Annotated in this window: 14 protein-coding genes and 1 pseudogene; 6 read left to right on the forward strand and 9 right to left on the reverse strand. The window is 44.4% G+C overall.

Features of this window, described 5'->3' with window-relative positions:
- Positions 1–50 precede the first annotated feature (50 nt).
- The 3 genes from CEQ48_RS17775 to CEQ48_RS17785 form a co-directional block, all read right to left on the reverse strand.
- Complete coding sequence (locus CEQ48_RS17775) at positions 51–2,213, reverse strand: polysaccharide biosynthesis tyrosine autokinase (RefSeq protein WP_089072121.1); 2,163 nt, start codon at positions 2,211–2,213, stop codon at positions 51–53.
- A 109-nt stretch (positions 2,214–2,322) separates the two neighbouring features.
- The gene (locus tag CEQ48_RS17780) at positions 2,323–2,763 is read right to left on the reverse strand and encodes an arsenate reductase/protein-tyrosine-phosphatase family protein (protein WP_000482885.1); all 441 of its coding nucleotides are present in this window, start codon (positions 2,761–2,763) and stop codon (positions 2,323–2,325) included.
- Between the two features lie 149 nt (positions 2,764–2,912).
- Positions 2,913–4,070 carry a polysaccharide export protein gene (locus CEQ48_RS17785; protein ID WP_089072122.1) on the reverse strand — a complete coding sequence of 386 codons (1,158 nt, stop codon included), beginning with the start codon at positions 4,068–4,070 and terminating at the stop codon, positions 2,913–2,915.
- Positions 4,071–4,514: 444 nt separating this feature from the next.
- On the opposite strand from CEQ48_RS17785, the gene CEQ48_RS17790 reads away from it, so the two are divergent.
- From CEQ48_RS17790 to CEQ48_RS17810, 5 genes are all read left to right on the forward strand, one after another.
- Complete coding sequence (locus CEQ48_RS17790; RefSeq protein WP_089072123.1) at positions 4,515–4,790, forward strand: hypothetical protein; 276 nt, start codon at positions 4,515–4,517, stop codon at positions 4,788–4,790.
- Between the two features lie 63 nt (positions 4,791–4,853).
- The gene (locus tag CEQ48_RS17795; RefSeq protein WP_089072124.1) at positions 4,854–5,543 is read left to right on the forward strand and encodes a YjbF family lipoprotein; all 690 of its coding nucleotides are present in this window, start codon (positions 4,854–4,856) and stop codon (positions 5,541–5,543) included.
- Positions 5,543–6,313, forward strand: coding sequence for a capsule biosynthesis GfcC family protein (locus CEQ48_RS17800; RefSeq protein WP_089072125.1), 771 nt, complete (start codon positions 5,543–5,545; stop codon positions 6,311–6,313). Before CEQ48_RS17795 ends, CEQ48_RS17800 begins: the two co-directional genes overlap by 1 nt.
- Positions 6,310–8,532, forward strand: a complete 2,223-nt coding sequence (locus CEQ48_RS17805; RefSeq protein WP_089072126.1) for a YjbH domain-containing protein — start codon at positions 6,310–6,312, stop codon at positions 8,530–8,532. Before CEQ48_RS17800 ends, CEQ48_RS17805 begins: the two co-directional genes overlap by 4 nt.
- A gap of 297 nt (positions 8,533–8,829) precedes the next feature.
- The gene (locus tag CEQ48_RS17810; protein WP_089072127.1) at positions 8,830–9,606 is read left to right on the forward strand and encodes a S1 family serine peptidase; all 777 of its coding nucleotides are present in this window, start codon (positions 8,830–8,832) and stop codon (positions 9,604–9,606) included.
- A 48-nt stretch (positions 9,607–9,654) separates the two neighbouring features.
- Here the strand turns inward: CEQ48_RS17810 and CEQ48_RS17815 are convergent, their stop codons facing one another.
- On the reverse strand, positions 9,655–10,209 hold the full coding sequence (locus tag CEQ48_RS17815) for a sugar transferase (protein WP_000236732.1): 555 nt from the start codon (positions 10,207–10,209) through the stop codon (positions 9,655–9,657).
- A 7-nt stretch (positions 10,210–10,216) separates the two neighbouring features.
- Positions 10,217–10,534 (reverse strand): annotated as a pseudogene (locus CEQ48_RS17820) (UDP-glucose 4-epimerase); the annotation flags it as partial.
- Between the two features lie 161 nt (positions 10,535–10,695).
- Here CEQ48_RS17820 and CEQ48_RS17825 point away from each other — a divergent pair.
- A complete protein-coding gene (locus CEQ48_RS17825) occupies positions 10,696–12,567 on the forward strand; it encodes a polysaccharide biosynthesis protein (RefSeq protein ID WP_089072128.1) in 1,872 nt (623 codons plus the stop codon).
- 37 nt (positions 12,568–12,604) lie between these two features.
- On the opposite strand, the gene CEQ48_RS17830 is transcribed toward CEQ48_RS17825, so the two are convergent.
- From CEQ48_RS17830 to CEQ48_RS17845, 4 genes are read right to left on the reverse strand one after another with little or no spacing between them, the layout of a single operon-like run.
- Positions 12,605–13,504, reverse strand: coding sequence for an NAD-dependent epimerase/dehydratase family protein (locus CEQ48_RS17830; RefSeq protein ID WP_089072129.1), 900 nt, complete (start codon positions 13,502–13,504; stop codon positions 12,605–12,607).
- Between the two features lies 1 nt (position 13,505).
- Positions 13,506–13,895 carry a GtrA family protein gene (locus CEQ48_RS17835; RefSeq protein WP_089072130.1) on the reverse strand — a complete coding sequence of 130 codons (390 nt, stop codon included), beginning with the start codon at positions 13,893–13,895 and terminating at the stop codon, positions 13,506–13,508.
- A complete protein-coding gene (locus tag CEQ48_RS17840; RefSeq protein WP_146779277.1) occupies positions 13,888–14,793 on the reverse strand; it encodes an NAD-dependent epimerase/dehydratase family protein in 906 nt (301 codons plus the stop codon). The genes CEQ48_RS17835 and CEQ48_RS17840 overlap by 8 nt, the downstream gene beginning before the upstream one ends.
- An 11-nt stretch (positions 14,794–14,804) precedes the next feature.
- Complete coding sequence (locus CEQ48_RS17845) at positions 14,805–15,797, reverse strand: glycosyltransferase (RefSeq protein WP_089072132.1); 993 nt, start codon at positions 15,795–15,797, stop codon at positions 14,805–14,807.
- Position 15,798 lies beyond the last annotated feature (1 nt).

The raw sequence follows: 15,798 nt of genomic DNA on the forward strand, positions 1-15,798 counted from the left end.
ACCCTAACATACCGCCAAAGCAAGATAGTTAAGTCACAAATCAGTTATCGTTAGTTATCATTTGAGTAGCGATAGTTGTAATACCCATAGCCATAGGTACTTGATGCTTTCTTCTCAACGGCGTTAAAAATTACGCCTTTTACTTCAATGCCGGATTGCTCAAAGCGGTGACGGGCCACATCAATCTCTTTCGCGGTATTTTGGCCAAAACGCGCCACCATTAAAGTCGTGCCGGCGTGGGCACCCACAATACTTGGATCGGTTACGGCCAATACCGGCGGGGTATCCACAATCACCAAGTCATAATGCTCAGAGGCCCATTGCAGTAACTCTTCCATGCGCTTATGCATCAGCAGTTCTGAAGGGTTGGGCGGCACTTGGCCACGGGTGATAATCGCTAGGTTTTCCACTGGGCTGGTTTTAATGCAGCTTTCTAGGGCTAACTTGCCGGCAAGGTAATCAGAAAGGCCATTTTCCCACTGCAAACCAAACGGCTTTTGTAGGTAGCCTTTACGCATATCAGCATCAATCAACAGCACTTTTTGGCCAGTTTTCGCGGCGACCGCAGCAAAGTTGGTCGAAACGAACGATTTACCAATACCCGGCGCTGGGCCAGAAATCATCAGGATATTGTTTTTCGCTTCCATCATCGCAAAGTGCAAACTGGTGCGAAGGCCACGCAGCGCTTCAATCGAGAGATCGGCTGGGTTGTATTCGGCCAATAGTGTGATCTCATCCTTTTTCCGACGCTTCATCAGCTTGTCAAAACCTTGCTGCATTTCTGATTTCGGGACACTGGCATACACCGAAAGCCCTAACGCTTCAATATCATCCGGGTTTTCAACGCCGCGGTGCAACGCCGCTTTCACCAGTACAAAACCGACACTCGCCATCGCGCCCAATAAGGTCGCTAATACAGCGATCAGCGGTTTTTTCGGTTTGACCGGTTGGGCATAGGCTTGTGCGTTATCCAAAATGCGCACATTACCAACCGTGCCCGCCTTAATCACATTCAGCTCTTGTACTTTGTTGAGTAGCTGAACGTAAATTTGTTGGTTGACTTCCACATCACGCGTCATGCGTAGGATTTCGCGCTGGGTTTTCGGTAGCTTTTGTACTTGCTGGTTAATACGCTCACGCTCTTTCAGCAGCACTTGGCGCTTATCCAGCAGCGATTTGTAAGCAGGGTGATCCGTGGTAAAACGCTGACTGATTTCACTCTCTTTAAAGGTCAGTTCATTAAGTTGAGCTTCTAGCTTAACCATCACATCCAGCGTGGCTTTCGCTTCTAGGCTTAGGTCAATCGATTCGTTGTCTTGACGATAGCGGTTCAGTACATCTTCCGAACTGTCCAAATCGGTTTTGATATCCGGTAGGTGGCTTTGTAAAAAGCTCAGGCTTTTTTCAGCTTCGGCCGAGTTACGTTTTACGTTTTGCAAAAAGTAGTTTTGGCTGATGTTATCCAGCAGCGTACGGATTTGCGCTGGGTTTTCACCGGTCAGTGACAGCTCCACAATACCTGTCTGTTTGCCTTTTTCGGTAATCGAGAGGTTTTGCTTGAGTTCGTTAATCGCATCCAGTTCATTGATTTTGGCAATATTGAACGCAAAACCGCTTTCTGCTTCCATCCCCGTGACAAACAGGCGGTAGTCATCTTGCTCTGCCAGCTCACCCGCTACGCCTTGCAAAATCACTTTGCCATCACCACGCACCAGCTGGTAAGTGCCTTGCTCGGCATCTTGCACCAGGATTTGGTGTTCTAAGGTAGTCGCAAAATCCGGCAGTTCAAAACGGCTGACTTGCAGTTGATTCACTCGACCGCTTAAACGGGCTATGCCTTTACCGATGACGGGGAAATAATCCGGCGTGACAAGGGTGGTGAGGTTAAATTTTTCAACGGTGTCGCCCAAAATCATCCGCGATTTGATGATTTCAATTTCCGTGGTCGCGGTGGAGTCCGAACTGAACAGTTCGCCCATATCTCCGCCTACCAGTGATGAGATGCCGCCGCCTTTTTTGGCTTCGATCTGGATTAAGGCATCCGCCTTATAAATGGGAGTGGAAAGAATGGCAAACGCGACCCCAAAAACGGCAAAAACCATTGTGGTAACGAGGATGATCCATTTTCCGTCAAGCAGTAAGCCAAAAAGTTTGCCCAGATCGATTTCGTCAGAGGCGGAGTCGATGGTGCGCTTTGATGTTTGTGCTGTCATAGTTTTTGCTGTTTTTAGGGAGTTTCTGTTTAGGGTTGTCTGTTTTCGGGTCAAAACGCCGCTACACCCAACAAAGGGTGTAAATGAGCAGGTTAAGTATCCCGTTCGGTTAGAGTTTTTTTACCCAAGCCGCGGCCGCTTGTTCGATCAGCGCGTAGGCGTGATCAAACGCTTCTTTACTTTGGCGGTACGGATCGGGAATGTCGCGTTGACCAATCCATTGTCCGAAAAGCATGGTTTTACCACGCGCTTCGGGCGCGATGTCACTCAGGGCGTTAATGTGCCCTTTTTCCATCACGAGGATGAGATCAAATTGACTGCAAAGCTGTGGGGTAAGCTGTTGTGATTGATGGCCATCCAGCGAGACACCGTGTTCTTGTGCAACTTGGATTGCCATATCATCAGCCGATTTGCCGACAAGTCGGCTTTTTTCAGAGGCGAGACCAGCAGAAGCGATATTTTTATGAGGCAGTTGTTGTTTTAGTAATCGTTCACCTATCGGTGAACGGCAGATATTGCCAACGCAGACGACTAATATGTTGTTGAACATCGTGTTTCTTGGGTTTTGTGAACAAATTGGGCTGTTGAGTCTAATTGTGTTTGTTATTTTCTCAACCGCCACACCGCGATTTTTTGATACCTGTGCATGCTTTCCCCTCCCCTAGAAGGGGAGGGACCTAAGTAACCTACCTAAAGAGATTAAGGCCAGTTTTTAACGCGTAGCGCACCTTCGGTGATTTCATTGAAGCCACTGATGGTTGGGATTAGCTGACGCACCAAGCGGTTCCAACGTGAAATTGGCGCAGCAGTCACGTACACCACATCATAAGGACGCAGTTCAAACTCGGTGCCCATTACTAGCGCGGTCGCATCTTGAATGTTGAGTTGGTAAATGCTGGCGATTGGCTCGTCTTGCCCCATCGCGATACCGTTTTGATTGCTGCGCTCTTGGTTACTACGGATAACAAAAATACCCGTAGCATCGGCTTCCGCTTCATTGATGCCGCCTACTGTGCTTAGGGCTTCGGTTAAGCTCATGCCAGTGCGGTCAATCTTGAGCATTTGTGGCTGTTTCACTTCGCCCATAACAAATACTTTTTGCGCATCGTTACGTGGAATATGCACGATATCGCCATCACGCAGTAAACGGTTTTGGGTTAAGTCACCCTTTTGAATCAATGCGTACAGTGAAATTTGTTCTTCCACGCCGTTACGAGTCAAGGTGACGTTACGCCAATCAGCATCTTTCGTGATGCCACCAGCACGGTTAACGGCATCGAGTAAAGTCAGCGGAATGTTGGAGATTGGCTGCTGGCCTGGGCTTGTCACTTCACCTGTGATGTAGGATTTTTGTGAGCGAAAAGCCGCCACGTTGACATCCACTTGCGGCGCTTCAATAAATTTGGCGAGTTTTTCCGCCAGCATGGTACGAACTTCGGTCACGGTTTTCCCCGCAACACTGACTTGGCCAATGTAGGGATAGAAGATGGTGCCATCAGCGTGTACCCAGTTACCGGCTTCAGCAGAACTGCGGTATGAACCAGCAGGAATGGTCAGCTCTGGGTGATCCCAAATCGTGACGTTCAGTACATCACCCGCACCAATACGGTATTCGTAGTGGGCAATATCTTGCTCTAAAGTGAGGTTAGGTTGAGTGGCCACAGCTTGTTGTTGGTATTTAAGCTCTTTGATCAGCGTCGGTGTGACCGGATAAACGTTAACTAACGCCGAGAGCGACTCCTGCTCTTCCGCTTCCCAAGCAACATTTTTATCGCCCGTAGGAAGATGAGCGCCGGGAATGCTACAACCGGTTAGCCCAGCAGAGAGAATGAGTAAAAGTAGGGACTTCTTTGACACGCGAACAACCTTGCGATTCCGATTTTAATAACTTGAAGCTGTTTGCAGCTTTTTCCTATGCTACCGCCCTGAGGTGTCGTTCCTCCCAACGCGGCTATTCCTTATTTTTATGAGTCTGGCCTATTTATTGCGAGCAATTTCACAAAAAGCCTCAATTAATGATTAAAACATCAGCAAAATATAATTTTTCGAACGAGTCGAAATGTCATCTTAATGACCTAATTTGACGCGGAATCATACAGAGGTTGTCTAGGATTGTGAAGCTTATATTTTGTCAATTTACTAGTTCATTTCTACTCGCAAATTACATCGTTATTATTAATATCTTTCACTGTAGACTCCTTTATTTTGTTTACATTAAAAGCAATTCTGTTTATCTTTTGCGTCGTCCGCGATTAACGCGGATATACATCGATGTAATTAATATCTTTCATGGAGAAGACTATGAAAAAAACAGCACTTGTGTTGTTGGGGATGTTTGCATTTAGTGGTGTAGCAGTAGCAGCAACAGAAGAAGCGGCAGCGACAACTTCTAGCACTTCTACGACTACCACTGCAGCAACTACCTCTGCAGCAGGCGGCGGTGCTGCTGGTGCAGCGGCAGTCGGTACAGTAACAGCAACCGCAGTGGGTATCACTGCTGCAGCTGTTGCAGTCGCAGCAGTAGCATCAAGCAACTCAGGTACAGCCACTACGACCACTGTTACAGCGGCGCAGTAATCTGACCTTTAAAACAACCGCATATTGCGGTTGTTTTCTTATAAACTTTTAGACCAACCTCTCATGCGCAAAATATATTATTTATTTTTTTGTCAGTTATTCCTTCTTTCCGGATGTGCAAAGAATGCGCAGCATTTATCTGACTCTTTGCAACTCGCCATTTTCGGACCAGAACAATCGGTTATTTCTGCAGAAAAAGTCGCCAGTATTCCTTACGCAAGTATCTATATTCAGCAAAATGATAACCCGCTGGCTTTAATGGTTTTAGCTTGGGCTGAACCAGCAAAAAATAATACACATACCGCGTTGAAATGGATCTCGGCTGGGCAAGAAATGGTGGTGACTGAAGGGGGGCGAATTACCAAAACCCTTAATTTAGGTGGTGGGAATTTAGTCAATATTGAATCTCACTCTGTCGATCCTTTGCTATTAGGGCTACATAACGCGAGTACGCCGCGCTATTGGGAGTTCTATTTGAGCTGGCAACCCGGCTATCACTTTCACTATTTGGCGCAATCTCGTTTTGTGAGTGAAGGCGAGCAAATCAAGCAGTTGCCCAATGGCGAATCTCGCTCTCTGCTGCTGTTCAATGAGCAGATTACGATTGCAGCGCTGGATCAGCAGTATCACAACTATTACTGGATCGACCCGACTTCAGGGGCGGTCGTCGCCACCGAGCAGCAATTGGCTCCGGGCTTGAACCGTTATGCCCTCGCGGTGGGTAAATCTTATTTGAATCAAGGAGGCATCTAATGCTGAAACGTTGGGTAACCTTGATTACTTTGGTCGGCGGACTCTGTGCTCACTCACTGTTTGCCGCACCTTTGGCGACTACGCTAGAAACTCGTTTTGCTGGCAACGCCACTCTGTTGCGCTTTGAGGAGCCGATTCGCCTTGATCAAGCGGTCATGCAAACGCTGGAACATTATCAACTCAGCACGTTGGATGTGGAGTGGTCAAGCGCTGGGCTGTTCGATTTAAGTCATCCGTTCTCGTTTAAGCAGCATGTGCTGTTGGTGTTAGCGCATCAGCAATCTGCCGCGCCCATGGCGCAAAAAGTGTTATGGGAAACGCTGCGCGATCAATTACGCCTTTCTGCGTTTGCAAAGCGTATTTTTACCCCTATCGATCCTGATTGGACACGGCTAGCCGCGCAAGATAACCCGCGCCTAAACGGTCAGTGGTTATTAACGCTCAATCCGAGAGTGGCGGAAGTTTCCGTTTACGGGGCAGTGAAAAAGCCCGGAGATGTCACGTGGCGAGGTCGTCAATCGGCTAAGGATTATGCGCAAGCCGCCGGTTTAGTCGATGAGCAGATCAGCGAAATTGTGGTGATTCAACCCGATGGCGTGGTGCAAAAACATTCGGTGGCGTATTGGAATATGACCTTTGCTGAGGTTGCTCCCGGGGCCATTGTGTACGTGCCCATGCCGCTGCACGACTCTTCTTTTTATCCTGATACTCCAAGCACTGACGCTAATCAGTTAGTGATCGAACTGCTGAGAAATAGATTACCGCTATGAAAACTGGCCGCTGTCCTCAACTTAATACTTCTCTCTCACTGCTTGCCGTTGTGGTCAGCAGTGCGTTGTTGGTGCCAAGGTATGCCAACGCCGATGAATTCAGCTATCCACAACTGCGTCATTCGCAAACAGATTTTGGCGGCGCGGGGCTGATTCAAATGCCGAGTGCGCGCATGATGCCCGAAGGCGAACTGAGCCTCGCGGTGACCAACAATGATGATTACATTCACTACGCAGTTTCGCTGCAACTGTTCCCGTGGCTAGAAACAACGGTACGTTACACCCAAGTGCATGAGCTGCTGTACAGTGGAGATTCAGGGTTTAGCGGTGACACTGAGTACACGGATAAATCGATTGATGCCAAATTGCGCCTATGGGAAGAGAGCTACTGGCTACCTGAGATTTCGCTGGGTCTGCGCGATGTCGGCGGTACTGGCCTGTTTGATGGCGAGTACTTGGTGGCAAGTAAGAATTTTGGCTCGCTCGATTTTACTTTGGGTGTTGGCTGGGGTTATTTAGGTAATCGCGCCAATCTAACCGGCGATAAATCCAAAACACCCGACTGTGGGCGTGATGGTAGCTACGGCGGCAAAGGCGGGATGTTTGATCTCGGCCGAATGTTTACGGGGTGTACTGCGCTGTTTGGTGGCGTGGAATATCAAACACCTTTTGAACCGCTACGCCTAAAGGTGGAATACGATGGCAATGACTACCGCAGTGATTTTCCGGTCACGCGCGCTTCTAATGCAAAAAATAAGCAGTCGATGCCCGTCGATACACCTTGGAACTTTGGGGTGGTTTACGCGCTCACTGACTGGGCAGATTTGCGCCTGAGTTATGAACGCGGCAATACGTTTACTGCGGGGGTGACTTTCGGTACTAACGTCGCAGCTCTCACCCCCACATGGGTCGATTCTCCCGCGCCAGCTTACCAGCCTGCACCAAGCAAAACCGAACTCACGGATGAAGAATGGCAACGCTTAAGCCAAGATTTGGCGACGGTAGCTGGCTATCAATCGGTGGAAGTGTATCAAGCGGCAGATAGCGTTACGGTGAAAGGGGCACAGGTGAAATACCGTGACCGCCAAGAGGCAGAGCAAAGAGCCGCCACTTTGATTGCCAATACGGGGATTGATGCCAGAACTTATCGCATTATTGAAACGGGTGAAGATCAGCCATTAACTGAGACTCGCTTAAACAGCACCTCCTTCAAGCGCATTGCTGATCGCGATTATCCGGATGCCAAATTGGATGATGCCAAACAGACCGGTAACCCAGCCCCGATTTCGGGTGACCTAAAAGCCGCGCAAATCGAGCGTTGGAGTTTTGGTTTTTCTCCTGTGTTACAGCAGTCGTTCGGTGGTTCAGAAGATTTCTACCTCTACGCGATTGGGGTGAATGCGAATGCCCGTTATAAAGCCGGCGATCACTGGCTATTTTCAGGCACGCTTTATGGCAACCTGACCGATAACTACGACAAGTACAAATACACGGTGCCACCCGATGGTACTAATGTGAAACGTGTGCGTACCTTGTCGCGCCAATACTATGAAGAAGTGGTACGGGTGGATAATTTGCAACTGACTTACTTTGACCAATGGAACCAATTCTATGGTCAGGCGTATGCCGGCTATCTGGAAACCATGTTTGCTGGTGTAGGTAGCGAGATTTTGTATCGTCCACTTGGTAAGAATTGGGCGATCGGAGTGGACGGTAACTATGTTAAGCAGCGCGATCCTAGCTCGACTTTTGGTCTGTATGAGCAAGAGCGTCAGTACGATCCACAAACTGGCCGCTATTATCGAGTGCAAACGGGTACGGTGACTGGACATGCGACCCTCTACTGGCAGCCACAATTTTGGTCATTGCTGGATAACACCTTGCTTAAACTGAGTGCGGGACGGTATTTGACAGAGGATATCGGCTTTACGATCGATTTCTCTAAGCAGTTCGCCAGCGGTGTCGTAGCAGGAGCCTTTGCGACTAAGACGGATCTCTCCGCTGAAGAGTTTGGTGAAGGGAGTTTCTCCAAAGGGTTCTATATTTCAATTCCGTTGGATTTGATGACCATTCGCCCAAGTACTGAGCGCGTGAACATTTCTTGGCTGCCACTGCAACGCGATGGCGGACAGATGTTAGGACGTCAACATACTCTGTTTGATATGACCGATGCTCGCGCACCTTGGTTTACCCGCCCTATTCAGCCGATTGCCGAGTAAGCCTAAACCCTGATGTTTTAAGCCCTGCTTTCAAGCGGGGCTTTTTATTACCTTAAAACTAAGATTTTTTTTGCGACAAAAACCGTCATTTTTATGACATGTAACTAATAATTTTATCTTTATTTCATAGGGTTATTAATTGACAATTAAATGACCATAAAATCAATAAAACAAAACAAAAGTGTGACATTATGCAACTAACAAAAGGAAATCTATACTCATTAAGGAGCAGTAAAAATCGATCTTGAATGCGCATCTTGATCTCACTATCACAATGAGAATTTTCAGGAGGGCTTTATGCACCTTCTCAATCTTGATGCGTTTTCATCAAAACCATTTTTATCCAAATTTATCGTTACTCTTGCGACAATATTATCGCTGTCGGGTTGCGCCTCCAGTAATGGTCCATTGCAGGTAACAGAGCACAACAAAGCGCCTGCAATTGATTTCGAAATGACAGGGATACCACTCATCTACTTTGGCTATGGATCGAGTGTACCAATCACAGAAAACCTAAGCTTAACTGCAGCTCATGTCGCCAAACTTAATTATGACCGCGTGATCGCCTATCACCCCACCTGTGATATCGCCTTGGTAGAATCCGATAACCGCGGAAAGAACTTTCCTAAAATGGGGTTAGTTTATCAAGATCAGCCAGTCACGACTTACGGAGTAAACGGCAGTGGTGCTGTGGTTTCTGGCTATGGCCACTATCGTATGGACTTAAATTTTGTAAATTACCGATATTTTAAAGACTGCCCTGCGAGTGTAATGGACGCTCCCGTACAAGCAGGCATGAGCGGTGGTGGCACATTTAATAACCGCGGTGACTTGGTAGGCATTATCGCTGCGATGGCTGATAAAGACAGCACTCGCTTAGTCAACGGTGAGGCTCTTCCTTACGATAGACTCAGCCTGTTTATTTCCATTAACTATGTCCGAGGATGGCTAGATAACGCCGTCAATCAATATTACGGCGGACAAAACCAAAGGTTGACGTGGCGGTTAGAGGGAGGGGATGACACGGAGCAACTCGCAAAAACAACCCCATCGCCTCTTTCTGTTCAAGAGTAACCGAACCGCATCTCGATATCCAAGCCGTCCAACTGGACGGCTTGATTGTTATGGTTTAACACGATCACCCGCTCCCTTGCCTAAAACGGTCTGAATGATATACGTAAAGTAGTTTTTTAAATTCAGCGTTTGAATCATCTGTTGATCAAGCTCTGCAAGCTTTACCGGTGTCGACATATCCACTTCGTTTACTTGAGCCAGCCCCGTAATGCCAGGGAGAACGGTAAACACCCCACGGGATTCTCGTTCAACAATCAGATCTTGTTGATTAAACAAGCAAGGTCGAGGCCCAACTAAGCTCATTTCCCCCTTAAGCACATTGATCAATTGTGGAAGCTCATCAAGCTTGGTTTTGCGCAGAAACTGACCAAGCCTAGTCACAGAAGAAGCGCCAACCAAATGGGTTGCCACCGACGCCGTATTCTTTGGCATGGTTCGAAATTTAATGAGGGTAAATGGGCGCTGATTCTTACCGACTCGCTGTTGGCAGAAAATAGGGGAGCCAGTATCAAAGTAGCCCAAAATGCACACAATCAGTAACACAGGCCAGAGTAACAACAGCCCAACTAGAGCAAAAATAAAATCAAGAAATCGAATAACCATGTCTTTATCACTTAGATGATTGAGATAAGTAGAAATTTACCGTGCGCGCTATGCCCTGTTCGAAACTCACAGGTGGCGACCAGTGTAGTGTTTTTTGGGTATGAGTGATATCCAGTTGTAGGTTATCGCATAAGCGCTGCCCCAGCTCTGGCTTACCCAATAGCCTCAGTAACCACTGCAGTCCGATTTGTGGAATGGGTAATAATCGGGGTCGAATCTGCATTGCTTGGGCGATAGTTCTAAGAAGAGTGGTCAAAGAAACGTCGTGGTTATCTGAAACTTAAAAAATCTCCCCTGCAGCTTTGGGGTGATGGCAACACATCATGAACCATACAATAACCACCAATTTTACAGAGCTACGTCAACGCACGACATCATGAGTCTGGTAAACGTCTCGCAAGCAAACTACAATTCGCACAATATAATATAACACCAAACAAGATCAACCTACTGGGTTGGCAGGTTTATAAGGCAAGCTGCAACGCAATGTTTACTCCGATTCAATTACTCTTAAATGCCCAACGTCATCATAAGCGTATAATTACTCTACTTTACGATGTACTCGCACTGATGTTTTCCCTTTATGCTGCCTTTGCATTACGCCTAGACACTTTATCACTTGTTTTTGGTTGGCCTGAATTACTTAGCATGGCGACCACTATATGTGTTACTTTATACTGTTTTATAAAACTAGGCATGTATCGAGCGATATTGCGTTACATGATGCTTCCTGCAATCGGTTATATCTTCTTATCAGTTATTATCTCGGCAGTAACTCTTGCACTTAGCGGTTTTTTCTTTCAGGCATTCATTCCTCGTAGTGTCCCGTTTATTTATGCTGGACTGGCTACACTGACTTTAGGCGGGCCACGGATTTTTATCCGCACTATTTACTACCACCATTATAAACGACAAAAACCCAACGTATTTATATATGGTGCTGGAGCCACAGGGCGCGATTTAGCCTATGCCTTAATACAAGGTGACGAGTATCATCCTGTGATTTTCCTTGATGATGATCCAGCTAAAGCGGGACAAATTATTTTTGGTGTTCGAGTACATCACAGCCGTGAGTTTGACTCTCTCAGAAATCTTTATGAACCAGTAAAACTGCTAATAGCAATAAATAACATTAGAAAAAGTTCTCGTTTGAAACTGCTTGAGCGAATTTCACACTGGCCAATTGAAATTCAGTCTGTCCCATCGGTTGAAGACATTGCTGCTGGACGAGCAAAAGCAACTGATGTACAAGATTTAGATGTAGCAGATCTACTTGGTCGAGCTCCTATCGATCCTGACATTCAACTTCTACAGAAAAATATCACAGGAAAATCTGTGATGGTCACAGGAGCTGGCGGTTCAATTGGTTCAGAGCTATGTCGCCAAATCATTCTTCAGCGGCCACAGACTCTTGTCTTGTTTGAATTAAATGAATTTAATCTTTATACAATCGACCAAGAATTAGCCAAAATTAAGCAAAGTCTGAAACTTGATACGCATATCATTGCGGCCTTAGGATCCGTGCAGCAGAAACATAGAGTACATAAGTTACTTATTACCTATAACGTAGAAACGCTATACCATGCAGCAGCCTATAAACATGTACCGATTGTAGAAGACAACATCATCGAAGGAATACAGAATAATGTATTTGGTACGTATGCTTGTGCCTATGCAGCTATTGATGCAGGCGTAAAAAATTTCACTTTAATTTCAACTGATAAAGCAGTTCGTCCCACTAATATTATGGGAGCTAGCAAAAGGCTGGCTGAGCTAGTGCTCCAAGCTCTAGCGGAAAATAAAACGGATACAAATTTTACAATGGTACGCTTTGGTAACGTTTTGGGTTCATCAGGCTCCGTTGTACCCCTCTTTAAAAAACAAATTCGAGACGGTGGCCCAGTTACGGTGACTCATCCTGATATAACTCGTTACTTTATGCTAATTCCGGAAGCAGCCCAACTCGTTATCCAAGCAAGTGCTATGGGGCAAAATGGACAAGTATTCGTTCTAGACATGGGAGAGCCAATTAAAATTATTGATCTCGCGAAACGTATGATCCATCTAATGGGTATGAAAGAGTTTTATGATGGAAAAGGTGATGAGGGTGATATCGAGATTAAATTCACAGGTCTTCGTCCCGGTGAAAAACTCTATGAGGAATTATTAATTGGAGGCAACGTACAAGGAACGTCTCATCCAAAAATAATGACGGCATGTGAAGAAAAATTAAACTGGGAAGAGATGAAAATAGTACTATCGCAGTTGGAAGATTATTGCCACAAGTTTGACCTAGATGGAATTAAAAAAGTGATTCTAGAAGCTCCCACAGGCTATATAACTTTATCTAATAAATAAAGCACCTACTAGAATGTAAGCACTTTATCGAGTCACTTCATTCAAGCGGCATCCATGATAATACTGTACGAGCTTTAGCGTTATTTACCAATAAGTCTCCAAGAATTTGATTAGAAAGATATTTTCTACCAATAATGTTCAATCCTATACGCAGTAAAGCTACCGGGACAGGGATTAAAATAACCATTCTTCCATGGGCATGCGCTAATTCCTGAATCAACTGTTTTGTGCTCCAAACTCTATTATCAGAAATGACAAAAATCTGTCCAGCGGCTTCAGGCTTGAAAATACATAGTTCAAGAAAGGTAATAAGATTTTCGATCGATACAAAACTTTTTTTGTTATTTACAGAGCCAAACGGCAGTATTGGAAAAATCTTCATAAACCTAGTCAACTTAGCGATATTTCCAGGTGCTGAAGGTGAATAAACTAATGGAGGTCGAACAATAACAAGTTCTGTAGTAGACTCAGAAGCTAGTTTCCTTAATACTTTCTCAGCCTCATATTTAGAACACGCATAAGGTTCATTTGGATTACATTCTGATTCTTCATCAAATGGAATATCTTTTGTCTGATTTCCAATAACACCAATTGAACTAACAAAGATAAAACGCTTTACTCCTGCCTTTTCAGATTGCTTAAATAGATTAACCACAGCATTAACATTCACTTCCATGAGCAACTTCGTGCAATCCAAAGTTTTAGGTAGCCTGTTATGAGCTAAGGCAGCCAAATGCACAATTGATTCAACCCCTTCAAGAGCTGTCCCCCAATTAGTACTCCCTGAAATATTACCCACAACAAAAGATCCACCTTCCATATTGTCAGGTGCCTGACGATATGCTGCAATAACATTGGCACGAGCTTTGAGATGCTCAACTAGATGAGAACCAATATATCCACTAGCCCCTGTAATTAGTATTTTTTTACGATACATATCAAAACTTAAACCAATTATTTGCCACTTTAAAATAGTATTTGGTAATAATAAAACCAATCGGAACTGAAGTTAACAATGAAATACCGTATGCCAACCATTCAGGCAAAGAATAGCTTTCCACCCCTAACTTCATAGAAAAAAATCCCACAAAGAATTGGCACAGATAAGCTAATGGATAGCATAGCAAAGCTAAATAACCTAACCTAGCTGAAAATGTCCATTTACCATTCAATATGTAAGATGATATCAGACCTAAACCATAAGAAAGTGCATAAGACACCTGATAGTCAAATATCATATTTAATAAAAGAAATGAAACATAAGATATCGCTGTATTTGTAATCCCAACAATGACAAATCTTATAAATTTACTCTCGATACTAATCATTGTGACTTAACCATTCAACGTAAATCTTCTTAATATTAACCTCCAGTGAAGAAGGTAGCCATAGGCCTGCATAGCTGTTCTTGACACAAGGAATATCCAAAGCATTTTGCTTCTCCTTAGAAAAGGATAGCAACAATGGCCTGCAGATCAGACGCTCAACAATATACTGGATCTGCAATATTGAGCTAGGTTTCCCAGACACCAGATGAAACACTTTTCCTTCAAAATAACGACGACCTACGAGATCAACAGTAAAGCGGGCAATATCATCGACAAATACATAATCCCGCAACGTGTCTAGTGTACCAAAAATCATCGAGTTACTTCGCTGTAGTCCGTTTAAAATCAGTACCTGTATCAATCCCATACGTAAGTTCTTACGTATAGGGCCATACACCGAAGATAACCGTAACACGATAACATGGAAGTTTGTCATCACTCGTTGCGCGGTTTCTTCCTGATAAAGTTTAAGGACGCCATAAGGACGAAGAGGATTTGGTGAAGAACAATCACTGATAGCACTTTGTCCCTCAAACAAACCACCAATAGAACTGAAGAGAACAAACCGAGGTTTTACTTTTTCTACAAAATTCAACCTAGACAATGACTGACACAAATTCATGAAAACATTCTGTTCTGACACTATTTCATCATTAGTAGCACTGAATCCTAGCTTGCCTGCTGACCATAATACGGTCAACTGACACTCCCTATCAATAATAGATATTTTATGACTGATGAATGCTGAAATAAGCTTGATACATTCCGTTTTAGACCAGTCTAACCTATGAGATTCTTCAAGATAATACCCCTGTTGTATAAGATTAGTATAAATAGAATCACCAACTAGGCCTTTTCCTACCAAAATAACTGCACTATTTCGATTTTCTGAAAACATGAAATACACGATTACAATTCCTTGAAGAACTCACGAATTATTTCATCTTTAGAACGGTCAACAACAGAGTAAGTCGGTTTACCGTGAATATGTTGAACAATTACTGCCAGATATTCCGCAATAACACTCAATGTAATCGCAAGGCCCGAACCAATGAATAACGTAGTCACAATTTGAGATGTCCATCCTGTAACACCAATACTTTCGGGATCAAAAGCTTTATTCAACAAAATATAGAAAGCCATCAACACACTAACAACAAGCATAACTAGACCAAAAATAGCCGCAAAACGTAATAATTTAGCATCAGACGTCATGACTAGCCGTCTTGCATGAGAAACTAAGCGACTTAGATTGTAACCAGAAGTACCAGTTTCAACATATCGCTTATCAAGCATAGTCGTTTTATAAACAGATACTTTATTTGTGAACCAAGAAATCACAATGTCAAGATAGCCATCATGGCTACACACTGCTGCGGCAGAGCGACCAACACTACCACGAATTAATCGGAAACTATTGAAATTACCAATATACCTATTCTTTGTCAGATACATCATCAATTTCTTATAATATTTAGACGACAAATCTCGATAGGGAGATTTGTGTATCGCTTCAGTAGAATTGGTATAAACAACATCTGCCGATTCAGCGACTGCCAGCTTCAGCATATTTAAAATATGCTTGGGGTGATGCTGCAAATCTTCGTCCAAGGTGACAATCCAATCACCAGACGAATAAGAAATGCCTGCAGCAGTCGCTGGATGCTGACCATAGTTTCTAGCTAGCGTAATAATATGAATCCATTCGACTTGTTCGTATTTTTTTAAAACCTCACATGAACCATCCTTAGAATCATCATCGACGAAAATCAATTCAGAAATATAACAAGGGAATTCTTCTGATATCCATTTCTTTCTAATTTGTTCTATTTCATAAACGAGAGAATCTAGGTATTTTTCTCCGGCGTAAACCGGAACAACAATAGATACACTAATAGACATA

The sequence above is a fragment of the Vibrio tarriae genome (assembly GCF_002216685.1).
Lineage (GTDB): Bacteria > Pseudomonadota > Gammaproteobacteria > Enterobacterales > Vibrionaceae > Vibrio > Vibrio tarriae.